At 58.5% G+C, this 13,504-nt stretch carries 10 protein-coding genes; 2 read left to right on the top strand and 8 right to left on the bottom strand.

Features of this window, described 5'->3' with window-relative positions; translation table 11 throughout:
- Nucleotides 1-3: 3 nt before the first annotated feature.
- The 4 genes from B0E48_RS03900 to B0E48_RS03880 all read right to left on the bottom strand — a co-directional run bounded on the left by B0E48_RS03900 (nt 4) and on the right by B0E48_RS03880 (nt 5,072).
- Nucleotides 4-1,740 carry an EH signature domain-containing protein gene (locus B0E48_RS03900; RefSeq protein WP_077516128.1) on the bottom strand — a complete coding sequence of 579 codons (1,737 nt, stop codon included), beginning with the start codon at nt 1,738-1,740 and terminating at the stop codon, nt 4-6.
- Nucleotides 1,740-2,468, bottom strand: coding sequence for a flagellar motor protein MotB (locus tag B0E48_RS03895; protein ID WP_077516126.1), 729 nt, complete (start codon nt 2,466-2,468; stop codon nt 1,740-1,742). Before B0E48_RS03895 ends, B0E48_RS03900 begins: the two co-directional genes overlap by 1 nt.
- A 3-nt stretch (nt 2,469-2,471) precedes the next feature.
- A complete protein-coding gene (gene zorA, locus B0E48_RS03890) occupies nt 2,472-4,448 on the bottom strand; it encodes an anti-phage ZorAB system protein ZorA (RefSeq protein ID WP_077516124.1) in 1,977 nt (658 codons plus the stop codon).
- A 324-nt stretch (nt 4,449-4,772) separates the two neighbouring features.
- Nucleotides 4,773-5,072: a helix-turn-helix transcriptional regulator gene (locus tag B0E48_RS03880; RefSeq protein ID WP_168170283.1), complete on the bottom strand. Its 300-nt coding sequence runs from the start codon at nt 5,070-5,072 to the stop codon at nt 4,773-4,775.
- Between the two features lie 148 nt (nt 5,073-5,220).
- Here B0E48_RS03880 and B0E48_RS17880 point away from each other — a divergent pair, with 148 nt between their 5' ends.
- Nucleotides 5,221-5,574, top strand: coding sequence for a hypothetical protein (locus B0E48_RS17880; protein ID WP_217317804.1), 354 nt, complete (start codon nt 5,221-5,223; stop codon nt 5,572-5,574).
- Between the two features lie 421 nt (nt 5,575-5,995).
- Nucleotides 5,996-6,313: a hypothetical protein gene (locus B0E48_RS03875; RefSeq protein WP_077516117.1), complete on the top strand. Its 318-nt coding sequence runs from the start codon at nt 5,996-5,998 to the stop codon at nt 6,311-6,313.
- 119 nt (nt 6,314-6,432) lie between these two features.
- On the opposite strand, the gene B0E48_RS03870 is transcribed toward B0E48_RS03875, so the two are convergent.
- The 4 genes from B0E48_RS03870 to B0E48_RS03855 form a co-directional block, all read right to left on the bottom strand.
- Nucleotides 6,433-7,257, bottom strand: a complete 825-nt coding sequence (locus B0E48_RS03870; RefSeq protein ID WP_077516115.1) for a hypothetical protein — start codon at nt 7,255-7,257, stop codon at nt 6,433-6,435.
- 166 nt (nt 7,258-7,423) lie between these two features.
- Nucleotides 7,424-10,498, bottom strand: coding sequence for a CusA/CzcA family heavy metal efflux RND transporter (locus B0E48_RS03865; protein WP_139350139.1), 3,075 nt, complete (start codon nt 10,496-10,498; stop codon nt 7,424-7,426).
- A 47-nt stretch (nt 10,499-10,545) separates the two neighbouring features.
- Nucleotides 10,546-11,736: an efflux RND transporter periplasmic adaptor subunit gene (locus B0E48_RS03860; RefSeq protein WP_077516111.1), complete on the bottom strand. Its 1,191-nt coding sequence runs from the start codon at nt 11,734-11,736 to the stop codon at nt 10,546-10,548.
- A complete protein-coding gene (locus B0E48_RS03855) occupies nt 11,726-13,342 on the bottom strand; it encodes an efflux transporter outer membrane subunit (protein ID WP_077516110.1) in 1,617 nt (538 codons plus the stop codon). Before B0E48_RS03855 ends, B0E48_RS03860 begins: the two co-directional genes overlap by 11 nt.
- Between the last annotated feature and the right edge of the window lie 162 nt (nt 13,343-13,504).

Below are 13,504 nucleotides of genomic sequence, written 5' to 3'. Positions count from 1 at the left end.
TCCTCACCCCTGCTTCCACCAACCTTTGTTGTCCTTGTACCGAAAACCCCAGCGATGCAGCACTTGGTTGACGTCAAGATTCGTCGCGTCCGTTTGAACCCATAGGTTGCCGTTGTTCGCCGTCAGGTCGTTGATCTTCAGACCAAACCGCTCCGTAAACGTTGACAACATCACGCGCGTGTAATTGCGGCTCTTCCAGGCATCTATGGTGTCGCTCCCCGCACCAGGATAAGCCTCATGCCTGCGGGTCGACGGTTCCTGCTGAGCGCGCAGCGGACCCTTTTCATGCGTGCCTGCTACAGGTTCGCGTTGGTGCGTTTGTGCAGCGCCTATCTTCTTTGGCTGGATGCCAAATTCGGTGGCAAGCGTCGCCGTGAACATCTCTTCCCAACGATTCCACCCGTGAATACCATCTTGGTGCTGTAACCAAATCCAGTATGCAGAGTGCTTCAGCGAGTTGGTCGCATTCTTTGGCATCACTACTGGACGGTCGAGTCGAAAGGGCAATGGTTTCCTTCCATCGTACCCATAGCAGGCATTGCTGTAGCCGCTAAACTCTACGATCACAAGCGGCCCCATCTTCATGATGAAAGCGTTATTGCTTCTGACGTTGTCTTGCAAGTCGACAACAAGCCCTGCCATCTTCCTTCGAAGCGCTACAAAATCCGATGCTCTGGATGTACGTGCCTCCGTGCCCAAGGCGAAGTGGACCTCGTCAATCGCATTGACGTAGCGCTTCCAGAACTCAAGTCGGCGAGTGTCGCCAGTGCGCTCTTCGGCAAGCAACGTGAAGAATGCCTCAATGAACTCAAGCTTGAGCCATTCAGTAACCATCGCACGAGAAGCCGACGTAACACGACTCCATCGCATGCTATTTGAGGCTAACCAGGGATTTCCCCACCACTCCACTGCGGCGTCACGCAGAGGAACACTCAAAGGCACGGGCTGAACCGTAGCGTGCCTGTTAAGTAACATGGCCAAGCCTTCATTTCTCACTGCCTCGTTATTGCGCAGCATGTCGAGAAGGTGCTCGATAACTTTAAGAAATCCCGCATCTGAACGGCGCTCGGCAGCGCGAATTTGAGCCAGAAAGAGCTCCCTCGTGAACCAAGACGCGTCCGCGATACTCAAGCCTTCCCTCAGTTCGTCAACTTCGCGGCTATCTCCGTCTAGAAATGCCGTCCCATATCTATTACATGGTTCTTGCGACAACACCTGTCTGTGCGACTGAAGAGTATCGACCCAACCAGGATTTCGATCTCCGTCAACTACCATACCCGAGCGGTCGTGCAGGTAAGTTCTTAGCGCCGCCCAATTCTCCCGTCCGATCTGCGGAGCTTCTTTGCTGTGAGGGTCGTAGCTGAAATACCCTGCGAGAAGCCCTTGATAGCATCTTCTGTAATGCTTGCGTGCGGGAAGAATTTGATCGACTTCGCGTAGCAGTACAGGAAAGCGCTCACGATCCTCTATCACGCACATGCGCTGTGGTCCGACTGGAAGTGTCACGCCATAGGACACCAGCCGTGCATCAGTCAGGCTACCGAGCTCCCTCGAAACCCAGAAGCGTTGCACCGCTTCAACCTGCAAGTCCTTCGGAAGATATGACAAAGCTCCCGCTTTCAAGTGCCGCTGCAAGCGAGTGATCTCTTGATCGATCGAATTATCGACTGCCCAAGACCGACCTATCGGCTGCGATGATGCAGTCCCAAGCGATGATTTGAGTCGTTCAAGTGCTGACATTACGGTCCCAAAGCACAGATACCAAAGTTGCCCGCCTCGATGCCCGAAGTCGACGGCCTCTGTTCCTTTACGCCCAGCAAGATTAAGCGCATCTCGACGCGCCGACTTTCCTCGTCAGTATCTTTGGCTGCATTGAAGGAGTATCCGCCTACTAGGAAGAGCGCCCTCACCTCCTCTAGTTGCTGAGGTGTCATAGCCACCTCGCCCGACTGTGGCACGCCGAATAGCGCACATAGAACGCGTTGGCTTCGCTGTAGGCTAAGGTCAAGGTTGCTCAAATATGAGCCCTTCTTGTCGGTGAATCCATCAACGACAATCTGCTTTAGGACGCGCTTCCCCAGCTCATCATCCGATTTCTCCAATATTGCGGGAACGAACGCCCTGAGCAGACGTTGCTGCTCAAGCGTGAGGGTCGAACGTGCGAACGGAAATTGCGCGCGTGCACCAAAATCAATGACTCGACGCGTTCGGTCGACCGTAATGCCCTTGAATCGTTCGTCGTGGGTCACCGCATCAAACCGATCCAGTAGGCGCTCTATATCCTGATTGTGCTGGCTTTCCAGTCGTTGCTGTTCCGTAACTGTCTTGGTCACCTCTAACAACGTTACACACATGACTACAAGAAAGAGGACCATTAGCGCGGTCATCAGGTCAGCATAGGAAATCCAGAAGGGTTTTTCGGCCTCATCTTTGGCTTTCGCACGTACATTGGATCGCATCGATAACATGGGCTACTTCTTCGCCGAGCCAGCGCTTGATACCGTAACCTCAAGCTCTTGAATGGCAGAACCTAGCAAGCCAACCGCATGGCTCAGCTTTATATGAAAATCGCTGTTGGCGCGATCCAAGGTGCGGGTGATGCCGTCGCAAAAAGATTCGTGTGCTGTGGCGAGCACTTCAGTCACGCCCTCAAGATATGTGTCTGCTTCTTTCTGCGCTGAGACCAACTTCTCCGTTGCCGACTGGATACGATCGAGAATGCCTTGGGTCAACGATGCTTCGCGTTTTGCAGACTCGACTACAGCTCGAACTTCGACAAGCATGGAGCCCGTCGCTTCACGGTTGGCTTGATAGTCGACAAGTACGCCTTGAAGCGCAGACGCAGAAGAGTTCAAGGATCCACTGACCTCGGTCATCTTATTCGCGACAGAAGCAGTTTGAGTCATCGCATTGGTGACCTTATCCCCTGCTTGCGAGAATGCGATTGCCCCTTGCTCAAGCGTGCGTGCGCCTGTACTCATTTTGTCGATCGCACTCAAGGTCGTGCGCTCCATAGTTTCGACGCTATGCCGCATTTGGTTGGTGGAGCTGGCCAGTTGCTCAATCACTCCAGATACGGATTCACCCATGGAGCTGACCATATTGTGTGCGTGTGAGGAGAATGCATCTTCTCGTTGCCTTTGGTCTTCGCGAGTTTGGGCAGACTGTGTCTGCAGCACTCCCACAATGCTTCCGACTTGCTTGCCAAGATCCATCAAGAGACTTTGCAACCTCTCACTGGTGTCGGTTTGAGAGGTCGATACAAGCTGACGAATCTGTTCAACGAATGATCGAGTTTGGTCGTTGATCTCAGACTGGCGGCGCTCCATCTCCTCAACGGATTTCGCCATACGTTCAGCCATCGCATCACCAGAACGCTGGTTGGCGGCTTCAAGGCTTCCTACAAGGTGATTCAGCGACTTGACAGCGTCCTGCATGGCTTGGGCGCTCTTCTGGTTCAAATCCTGGATGCCAGAGATTTGGCCACCAAATAGCTCATTCAATCGTTGACTGAAACTCGACATTACGTCTTTGAGCATTTCTGAGGCAGCGCTGCTTTGATCACCGCTGGCTCTGGCAACAAGGTCGCTGATCTTTTCCATCGGCCCCTGAAGGCTGGTCCGAATGCTCCCCGCAATTTCCTGACTTAGAGTGGCGCTGTTTTGCATCTGCGCGGCAATCTGGCGATCAGTGACCTCCTGCAAGATGGTCTTAAGGTCTCCCACAAGCGAGTCCTTGAGAATCTTCGACTGACTAGCAGCATCCTCCGAGGCAAGCACGATGCGCGACAGATAGTCCTCGCCCGCCCCAGAAACGAACAAGCTGTCTATGTATTGCGCAAGGTCTTCAGTGCAGCGATAGAGCGACGTCAGCAACGCTTTCTCGATCAGCGTCACGAGCATCGCAATGGAAATGGCAGCAACGGACACAAAGAACGCTTCAAATACTCCATGTAGCAGAAGGTCCAAGCTCTCGCGCACCTGCCCAGGATTGTCTGAGACGTGAAAAGCCTGGAGACCAGAAATCAAACCTGCAAATGTGCCGATGATGCCGAGGCCCGTAAAAATTCCGGGAAAATGCTTGAAGAGCTCTGTACGTAACCGACCGTCAATTAGAAACTGAGAATTAAAGTAGGACTCCGCTGGAACTGTCGCGCGGAGTGTAACAACGACCGACTTCCCGCCACGGTTCTCTTTCTGTTCGTGCAAGGTCTCGCGGAACTCGTTCCATAGATGCGTCAACTTCGCATCAAATTGGAATACCCTTTTAAGGCCCTCGGAAGTGTTGATTTTTTGCTTGCGCAGTGTGCGAAGAACATGTCCGAGTCGGACTCGAAAGATGATGCCCAATAGCCCAAAAAAGATACAAAATGCTACGAACAAGACCAACAGGACACTTCCAGTGACCTGTAGGGAAAGAGGCGCGTTCTTGAAGAATGACAAGTCCACTACGGGCTCCCAACGATTCGAATCAACAAATTGGCAGCATTCAGTGCGACGCACACTTCTTGTTGCACGCCAGAATAAATATTCAAGACGCCATCCTGCTGCGGCACGACTGATAAGCCGTTACCCAGAGGGGTCTCCTCAACTGAACATTCCATGTTTTCGTCCCCTGTGACGATGCGAAACATCTGATGGCAGATGTTTCTTAAACTTCAGCCTCGGTGATGAGCTCGGCGAGCTTCATGTCCAATCCTTCGGCCATCCTAAGCTACTTGCGCTTGATGTAGCAGACTAGTACTTCGCTGACCCTTTCCCAAGGCGGCGTTTTCATTGACTCTGCCGAGTTGCCTTCTTCCCGCCGAGTCGCCCTTCCACTTCCTTGGCCCATTTCACCAAGTCCGAATCGCAAGCCTGGCACCAGTCCCGCAATTGCAGGCCGTCCAGGCGAACCACACCCCTCTCGGCAGCGCTGACATAGTTTTGCGACCGCCCAAGCCGTTCTGCTACCTGCACCTGGGTCAACGTAGCTCGTTCACGGAAATCACGAAGCACCGCCAAGAAAACGTGATTTTCTGGTCGATGGAGCGATTTCGGTGCTCGTTTGGCACCTTTCTTCAGCACGGCCATAGGCCCGCTCCTCATTGGATCGGGCTCTAAACCTATATTGCATATTGCAATACACCTACTTCGTTTATTTAGCTATTCTCCGTAGTGGCTACAAAGCTGTTTACAGGGCTACGCCTGCCGTAACTGTCCAAACACCTAACCCGAAAACATGTCCTCCACTCCCACACCGCTCGAAACACTCAACGACCCGTTAATTGCCACGTTCGATCAGCTGTCCGAAAGGCAGCACCTGACACCAAAGCAGGTTGCCGTCCTTCTTCAGGTGTCGTGCGATTGGCTGGAAGTGCAACGCGCGAGGGGCCAGTCTCCACCGTGGATTGAAGTCGGGAAGCACATGGTTCGTTACCTGGTCGGCCCTTTGCGAGAGTGGATCCGCTCGAACCAAGCCAATACCCCAGCAACGAGCCATGAGCGGACGCAGCGGAAAAAGGACCGCATTGCTGGCTTGGCCGAGGAACCGCTGCGTGGTCAGCGTCGTTGGCTAAAGGAGAGGTCCAAATGATCGGGGTGAGCAACGTCGCCCGTTTTCATGGCAGCGTTCTTCGCCTGCATTGCGTCAAGGCGATACCAAGCAGAATCTCCTGCTCGATGATGCACAGGGCTCTATGGGCACGGTTTTTGTGGGCACGCTGTGGGCACAGCTGCTATCAGGTTTTACGCCATTTCCATCAGGTGCCATCAGGTTTTGAAAACGCCTAAACCCTTGGAAACCCGCGTAAAACAAGGTTTCCCATTCGTCGGGGATTCTGTTGAAAATCCCCGTGTCGGCGGTTCGATTCCGTCCTCGGCCACCATGCATAGCAACGACTGGGCCCACTTTCACGAGTGGGCTTTTTCGTGCGCGCTCGATAACTCTCCCGTGACGTCGCAATGCAAGATCAACGTGCGAAAATCGGGCTACTCACTGATATCTCGCGTACCTCATGACCACCCAGAAATATGACTTTCGCCAGTTCCAGGAAGAACTCGCCACGCTCGAGCGCAGGGTAGAAAAGCAGCAACCCGTCCCCCCCAGACCGCTCGGCAAGAAGCAGGCTGCTGCCCAACGCCTGGCAATGGCGCGCGAGGAATTTCAGTTGCTGCGAGAGAAGCATGGCCTGACCGTTGCCGACGTCGTTGCGTTCTTTCCCGAGGAAGAAGGCATTGCCTACCTGCAACAACTCATCGCAGCAGCGGCAGCGAAGCCGCGGCGGGCACGCAAAACCAAGGAAAGCTCCGGCAGCGTAGTCATGGATGATTGACCGGCGCCCCGACAATCGATGCCGGGAACGGCGGTGAGTCCGGTCAGTGCCACTCACAGGTAGTCAGTCAACGCGCGCATGAAACCGCTGGCCCCGTTGCCCTGAACTACGCGCTTCGCTCAGGCCAGCGGCAGCTGACTGCTGGCCCGATCCGTTGGAATCACCAGCTGCGTGTATTGCGGGTGCGTGAAGTTGTGAAATGCGAACATGCGCTCCTGCCATCTCTCCCAGCGGTGCCGGTGGACCCGCAGCAGCTCGATGCGGCAGACCTTGCGGTCCGCAAAGCGCTGGTTGAATTCGTTGATCGCGAGCAGTTCGCCGACGTAGGGATTCATGCAGCCGAGGTCGTTCGCGGTCACGTCGTCGAAATAGCTGTAAACGCGCGGCAGATGGGTCGATGGTGGTCCGGACAGGATCTGCAACGCGGCAACGGTCGCACTGTAGTAGTCGAGATCGAATGCGACGAAACCGACCGGCGCATGTTGCTCGGCGATCCATCCTGCCGTCGTCGTGCGTACGTCACCCAGCACCAGTTTTGCGTTTGATAGTTGCTTGCGCAGCTTGTCTGCGTCCATGCGATAGAACCCGGCACCCCAGATGTGCGGCAGGTCGCGGTAGTCCACCGGGGCTGGCATGCCCTCACCACTGTCGAATCCGAACACATCGATACCGACGCCGGTTGCTTCGGATATTTCCGTGGCGGCTCGCTCAAGCGCGATCAGGCCGCGACCACCGGCAACCCCGAACTCGATGGCCGAAATGCGCTCGATGCCCAGCCGGGAAGCGAGCGTCGCTGCCCAGAACAGCCCGTACGCATAGTGCGGGTAAGGGAAAATACCGTGTTCCACGCGCAGGCGGAGCGGCCCGAGCGGGAACCGGCTCCAGAGCTTGAGGAAAAACGGAATCCGCGTCAGCTGCTGGACTATCCCTTCCGAAGCACTCATGGCGCAGACCTCGTTGTGTGATCAGTGAGACCGCTGCCCGTGGACTGCTCCCATCGGACCGCGACTGAACCGGCGTGCTGGGGATACTACAACTTCGCCATGCCCCATCGGCATGGCAAGCCTCTCCTGCCCCGCCAAGCCGATCCCGCATGGCCCCTGGATAACCTCAAACCTCCAGCCGATCGTGCGGACGCGCCACCAGGGCATACAGCGCCGGCATCAGGAAGATGCTGATCAACAGCCGCGTGAACAGGCCGCTGACAATGACCAGCGCAAACGGCCGCTGGGTATCCGTGCCTACGCCGGTGGCCAGCGCCGCCGGCAACAATCCCAGTGCCGCCACCAGTGCGGTCATCATGATCGGGCGCAGGCGCAGGATCGCGCCCTGGCGTATCGCCTCGTTGAGATCGGTACCGCCGAGACGCAGTTCGTTGACGTAGGAGATATACACGACCGCCGTCTGCACCGAGACGCCGAACAGGGCCAGGAAGCCGATGCCGGAGGACACCGAGAACGGTGTGCCGGTGAGCCAGAGCGCCACGATGCCGCCCACCGGTGCCGACAGCAGCACGCCGAGCACGGTGATGAACGGGAATTTGAAATTGCTGTAGAGGGTAAACAGCAACAGGAAAATCAGCGCCAGCGTGAGCGGCAGAATGACATTCAACTGCGCCCGTGAAGCGGTGTATTCCGAGTATTCGCCGCCCCAGTCCAGGTGATAGCCCGGCGGCACGCTGATCTTCTGGTTGACTTGCTGGATGGCGTCTTCGACCGCGCCGGCCAGATCCCGCCCTTCCACCGAAAACTGCACGCCGATGTAGCGCGAATTGTTCTGGCGGTAGATGAAGGAGGCCCCGTTGGTGACCTTGATGTCCGCGAATTCCTTCAGCGGAATCTGCTGTCCGCCGGGCGTCGCCACCAGGATATTGCCGATTTCCTCGGGGTTGTCGCGGTATTGCTGTTCGAGGCGAACGACCAGATCGAACTGCTTTTCTCCCTGCACCACTTCGGTGGCCACGTCGCCGCCGATGGCGGTCGTGATCACGCCATTGATGTCGGCAACGTTCAAGCCGTAACGGGCAATCGCGGCGCGGTTGATCGTGATGGAGAGACTGGGCTGTCCGAGTTCCTGCACCAGGGTCACGTCACGGATGCCACGTACCTGCTCCAGCACCTGCTTGATGGCTTTGCCCTTTTGCTGCAGCGTATTCAGGTCGGAACCGAAGACCTTGACCGCCAACGCGCTCTTCAGGCCGGTCTCCGCCTCATCCACCGCATCCTCGGCTGGCTGGGTGTAATTGAAATTGATGCCGGGGAAGGCCAGCAGTTTCTGATTGATTGCCGCAATCAGCTCGGGCTTGGTGCGATAGGAGCCGCTCCATTCCGAATAGGGCTTGAGGCCTACGTAGAATTCGACGTTAAAGAATCCGGTCGAATCGGTACCGTCGTCGGGGCGACCCAGTTCCGAGGCGACCGTGGTGACTTCGGGAAACGAGCGCAGGATGTCGCGGATCTTCGGAGTGATCTTCGCCGACTCGTCGAACGAAATCGTGTACGGCATCGTGGCGCGCACCCACAGCGCGCCTTCATCCAGCTGCGGCATGAACTCGGCGCCAATGCGCGGGATCAGCAGCAGCGAACAAAGCAGCAGAAGGGTCGAGGCGAGCGTCGTCCCCCATGGACGGGCAAGACAGAAATCGAGACCCTTGATGTAGACCGACTTGGTCGCTTCAAAAGCGCGGTTGTGTCGCTCCTTCACGCCCTTGCGCATGAACCACGCGCACAGCACCGGCAGCAAGGTGAGCGTGACCACCAGGGAGCCGACCAACGCGAAAATCATCGTGTCGGCCATCGGTTTGAACAACGTCCCGGAAGGCCCCGACAAGACGTAGATCGGCATGAAGCTGACCACGATCACTGCGACGGCATAGAACAGCGGACGATCCACCTCCGCTGCCGCGTCCCGGATGATTTCCCTGACGTTGAGTGGTGTTCCCTTGCGTTCGGCGATCTGGCGGAAGATGTTTTCCACCATCACCACCGCCGCATCCACCAGGATGCCGAAGTCGATCGCGCCGATCGACAGCAGGTTGGCCGAGGCGCCCTGCAGATCCAGGCAGATGAAGGCGAACAGCAAGGCCAGCGGTATGGTTATCGCGACAATCAACCCCGCACGCACGTCGTAGAGGAAGAAGATCAGGATCACCACGACCAGCAACATGCCGCGCAGCAGGTTCTGCTCCACGATCTTGGTGGTCAGTCCGATCAGATCGGTACGGTCGTAGTACGGAACAACCTTGACGTCGCTGGGCAGCACGCCACTGTTGAGCTCCTTGGTCTTCGCCTCGACCCGCTTCAGCACGTCCTGGGTTTTTTCGCCCGTACGCAACAGGATGACGCCTTCCACCGCGTCGTCCTGTTTCTCATAGCCGAATTCACCCAGGCGCGGTGCGATCCCGATGACCACGCGGCCGACGTCTTTCAGCAATACCGGGGTGCCGTCATGCACCGCCAGTACCACGTTGCCAATGTCCTCCAGCGTCTCCAGGTTGCCCATGCCACGCACGTAATAGAACTGGCCACCCTGCGAATAAAAGCCGCCGCCGGCGTTGCTGTTGTTGGCCGCCAGCGCAGCTTCCACCTGCACCGCCGACAGGCCGACCGCGGCGATCTTGGCCTGGTCGAGCAACACCTGGTATTGCATGGTGCCACCGCCAAACCCGGAGTCATCCGCGACGCCGGGTACCGACCGGTATTGCGGTTCGACCGTCCAGGCTTCGAGAGTCTTGAGTTCCATCGGCGAGCGGTCGGGGCTCTCCAGCACGTACCGATAGATCAGGCCCGATGGCGCGGACAACGGCGACACCGAAGGGCTCACGCCGGGCGGCAGGCTCAGGCTGGGCAGCCGGTTGAAGACTTCCTGGCGCGTGGGCAGGTCACCCGCACCATTGTTGAACGTGATGATGACGTCGGACAGCCCATACAGCGAGATCGAGCGGACGTTGTTCGAATTCGGAATGCCATTCATGCCGAGCTCGACCGGCACCGTGATCAGCCGCTCCACTTCCTCGGCGGCATGCCCGGGCCACTGGGTGATGATTTCGACGATCGGCGGCGAGAGATCCGGATAGGCATCCACCGGCAGGCGCTGCAGCGAGCGTGCTCCCGATCCCACCAGCAGCAGCGTCATCAGGATGACGAGGAAAGGCTGGCCCAGCGACGAGGCCACAATCCGGTTCATGATCGAGACCGTTCGGGACTGGGACTCGGTGGAAGGCAGTTGCTCGCTCATTGATTTTGCATGAACTGGATGAAGATGCCGCCATCGACCACGATCTGGTCACCACCTTTGACGCCGTCCGGAATGACATATTGGTCCCCGGTGCGCGAGCCCAGTGTCACATGCTGCCGAGCGAAACTGCCATCGCGCTGGACGGCATAGACAAACGGCAGGTTCTCGTCGTCGCGCAAGACCGCCGACACCGGCACCAGCATGCCCGTGCTTTGCTGCCTGGCGTGGATCTGCACGCGGACATACATCTGCTTCTTCAGCAGACCTTTGGGATTCTCGACGACTACGCGCGCGATGACGGCCCGGGTGTCGGGGTTCACCACGGCCGAGATGTTGTCCACGGTGCCGGAAACCTTCTGCCCGTCGACACCGGTCTCCACGTCGGCCGCGTCACCGGTACTCACCGAGGCAAGATCGGAGGCGGAAATCTGCGCCATCACCCATACGCGCGAAAGATCGGCCACGGTAAAGCACGGCGTGGTGCCCGCCTGCAGCAGTTGTCCGGGCGTGATCAGTTTTTCCACCACGGTTCCCGTGATCGGCGAGCGGATCACGCCCTGGATGTGCGGCACCGGCCGGCCGGCCTGGAGGTTCTTGATGGTCTGTGCATCCACGCTCAGCGAGGCGAGCGCCTGCAAGGCGGCATCGCGGTCGGCCTCGGCGCTGGCTGCGTCGGTTTGCGCCTGCTCGTACTCACGCTGGGACACCCCGTTGTGCTGGACCAGATCCTTGTCCACATCGGCCAGCCGGCGAGCGTTCTTCGCCGTGACGAGCGCCTTGCTGTAGGTGCTGATCGCCGCCGCAAAGTCGGGCGAATCAACCAGCGCCAGCGGGTCGCCTTTCCTGACTTGCTGACCGGGGGAAACGAGCAGTCGCGACACCGGACCGGAGAAGGCCGCCAGCACGCTGGTGGCCTGGTCGTTGTCGAAGTCCACCGCACCGGTCGCCTCGGTGGTCTGGTGGAAGGTGGACGCCGCGACGGTAAAAAGCTGGATGTGCTGTCGCTGCGCTGCCGTCATCGTCACATTGCTGGCCTTCACGGCGGCGGCCTGCGCGTTGTCGTCGGTCTGATGTGAGCAGCCGGCACACAACACGATCGTCGTCGCCGCCAAGGCGGCGGCAAGTGCGCGCGGGAATCTGACCCCACGTCCCGCAGCCGACATCCCGCCAAATGATTTACTTTTCATTGTCAGCCTTGCTTGAATCGGTCTTGATTGGGTCAGACTTGATTGAGTCGGTCTGGATCAGATCCGCGCGGTGCCACCAGCCACCGCCCAGCGCCTGGAACAACGCCGCCGTGTCGGCATAGCGATTGGCCTGGGCCTGCACCAGGTTGACCCGCGCTTGCTGATCGGCCTGCTCGGCGCTCAACAGCGAGAGATAGTTCGCGTAGCCGTCCTTCCATTGGCGTTGCGACAGATCCAGGGTGACCTTGGCGGCATCGGCGGCGGCCGCCGCCGCCTTCAGGCCCTCGGCGTCCTGTTGCAGTGCGACCAGCGTGTCGGCAACATTCTGGAAGGCCGTCAGGACCGTGCTGCGATATTGTTCGGCCGCTTCGACATAGGCGGCCTTCGCGGCGCGCTCCTGATGCAGCAGTGTTCCGCCCTGGAAAATGGGGGCGGTGATGGCCGCGCCCAGATCCCAGAAACCTGTGCCGGCCTTGAACACCTGACCAATCGCCAGCGCCGTGCTGCCGGCATCCGCAGTCAACGCAATATTCGGCAGCCGGTTCGCCGTGGCAATGCCGATCTGGGCGCTGGCGGCATGCAGATTGGCCTCGGCCTGAAGCACGTCCGGACGCTGCGCCACCAGCTCCGAAGGAAGGCTCAGCGGCAGTTCCTGCGGCAATTGCAGACTCGCCAGCTCGAATTTTTCAGCCGGCGCCTGACTCGGAAAGCGACCGGCCAGCACGGCCAGCAGATCGTCTTGCTGGGCCAGTTGCTTGAGCAGCGGCGGCAGCGTGGCGGTGACCTGCGCGAGTTGCGATTCCTGTGCGGCCACATCCAGTCGGCCGGCATAACCCTTGGCAAACTGGTAGCGCAGGATCTGCAGCATCTTCGTGTTGATGTCGATCAGCTGACGGGTCGCGTCGACCTGTGCCTGCAGCGCGGCCTGCTGCACCGCCGCGGCCACCACATTGGTGCTCAGCGTGATCTGCGCCGCGATCATCTGGAAACGAACGGCCTGCTCCTGCGCCTTCACTGACTCCAACGTTCGGCGGTTCAGGCCGAACAGGTCGGGTGCATACGAAATGCTGACCTGCGGGGTATAGAGGTTGTACAGCAGTGCATTCGAGCTGGGCGTGGGTGAGATGGTCCCCGGGGTCTTCTGGCGGCTGGCTGAGAAGCTTGCCGAGACACTGGGATAGAAGGCGCCCCGTTGCGCCAGCACATTTTCCCTGGCCACGGACAACGCGGCCTGCGCCGCCTTGAGGTCCGGATTGTTGGCGAGCGAATGTTCGATCAGCTCATTCAGCGGCCTGGAATGAAACAGGGTCCACCAGTCGCCAGGGATGTCGCTGCCCTTGGCAAAGTGCTGCGCTTCCCCGCCGGCAACGTTCGGGCTGACCACGGTGGTCGAGAGCGGGCGGCCGGTGTAATCACTGACCTGGGGGGCAGCAGGTCGCTTGAATTCGGGACCCACGCTGCATGCGGCCACCAGCACACAGGCCAGCGCCACGATCAAGGGCCGTGCGCACGATGACGACGAACGAGCAAGGGACGAGACATCCCCTGTCAGCTCATTTCCGGTCCGTTCGGTTCGGGCAAACACATCGGCCCACGTCTGGTTCATGCGAGCACGTCTTCGAGAGAGGCTGTCCAGACGTAACGATATATTGTTACAAATACAAGCGAAAGCCATATCGGTACTAGAGAATCGAAACGCAGGTTTCCCACGCCATCGCAAGTAACTGCCGCCAGCATGTCGTGACGGAGGGCGCCGCTGGCGCGATAG

It is taken from the genome of Rhodanobacter sp. C03, assembly GCF_002001175.1.
In the GTDB taxonomy this organism is placed as follows: Bacteria; Pseudomonadota; Gammaproteobacteria; order Xanthomonadales; family Rhodanobacteraceae; genus Rhodanobacter.
The sequence above is the reverse complement of the archived record's forward strand: the minus strand, read 5'-3'. Positions and strand labels throughout refer to the sequence as shown.

What these genes read in the sequence shown, in the direction of transcription:
- B0E48_RS03900 (WP_077516128.1), bottom strand. Translation starts at nt 1,740, where the DNA reads ATGTCAGCACTTGAACGACTCAAATCATCGCTTGGGACTGCATCATCG.
- B0E48_RS17880 (WP_217317804.1), top strand. Translation starts at nt 5,221, where the DNA reads ATGTCCTCCACTCCCACACCGCTCGAAACACTCAACGACCCGTTAATT.
- B0E48_RS03875 (WP_077516117.1), top strand. Translation starts at nt 5,996, where the DNA reads ATGACCACCCAGAAATATGACTTTCGCCAGTTCCAGGAAGAACTCGCC.
- B0E48_RS03895 (WP_077516126.1), bottom strand. Translation starts at nt 2,468, where the DNA reads ATGTTATCGATGCGATCCAATGTACGTGCGAAAGCCAAAGATGAGGCC.
- B0E48_RS03860 (WP_077516111.1), bottom strand. Translation starts at nt 11,736, where the DNA reads ATGAAAAGTAAATCATTTGGCGGGATGTCGGCTGCGGGACGTGGGGTC.
- B0E48_RS03865 (WP_139350139.1), bottom strand. Translation starts at nt 10,498, where the DNA reads ATGAACCGGATTGTGGCCTCGTCGCTGGGCCAGCCTTTCCTCGTCATC.
- B0E48_RS03880 (WP_168170283.1), bottom strand. Translation starts at nt 5,072, where the DNA reads ATGGCCGTGCTGAAGAAAGGTGCCAAACGAGCACCGAAATCGCTCCAT.
- B0E48_RS03855 (WP_077516110.1), bottom strand. Translation starts at nt 13,342, where the DNA reads ATGAACCAGACGTGGGCCGATGTGTTTGCCCGAACCGAACGGACCGGA.
- B0E48_RS03870 (WP_077516115.1), bottom strand. Translation starts at nt 7,257, where the DNA reads ATGAGTGCTTCGGAAGGGATAGTCCAGCAGCTGACGCGGATTCCGTTT.